A 729-nucleotide genomic window follows, 5' to 3' on the forward strand; every position below is an offset into this window, starting at 1 on the left:
AGGATGGAAAGGAATACCGTCTTTTGGAATACCGTTTTCGTCTTTATTCTGCTTTATTTCGATACCATCTGGGTTATTCGAACCCACAGTATGTAAAGCTAATACATGCAGAACAACCAATGCCAAAATAACGATAGGCAATGCCACGACATGCAAAGCAAAGAAGCGGTTTAGCGTGATACCTGAAATCAGGTAATCACCACGAATCCACAAGGACAAATCCTCACCAATGTAAGGGATCGCGCCAAATAGGTTTACGATAACCTGAGCACCCCAGTAAGACATCTGGCCCCACGGTAACAAATAACCCATAAATGCTTCAGCCATCAAAGCTAAATAGATCGTCATACCGAAGATCCAGATAAGTTCTCTAGGCTTCTTATATGAACCATACATTAAGCCACGGAACATATGCAGATAAACCACAACAAAGAATGCTGAAGCGCCGGTGGAGTGCAAGTAACGCAGCAACCAGCCATATTCAACATCACGCATAATGTACTCAACCGATGCAAACGCACCTTCAGCACTTGGGTTGTAGCTCATAGTCAACCAAATACCAGTAAGAAGCTGGTTAACCAAAACAACCATTGAAAGCACACCAAAAATATACCAAACATTAAAGTTCTTTGGCGCGTAGTATTTACTCATGTGATTTTCGAATGCTTCAACAACAGGGAGGCGCTCGTCAATCCAGTTAATTAGCTTTTGCATTATGCCTGCTCCTCA

At 42.4% G+C, this 729-nt stretch carries 1 protein-coding gene; it reads right to left on the reverse strand.

What is annotated here, in order from left to right; all coding sequences use genetic code 11:
• A partial coding sequence (locus A3729_RS05875; protein WP_197475609.1) for a cytochrome bc complex cytochrome b subunit occupies positions 1-714 on the reverse strand: 714 nt, incomplete at its 3' end.
• Positions 715-729: the final 15 nt, after the last annotated feature.

The organism is Oleiphilus sp. HI0043 (genome assembly GCF_001634935.1).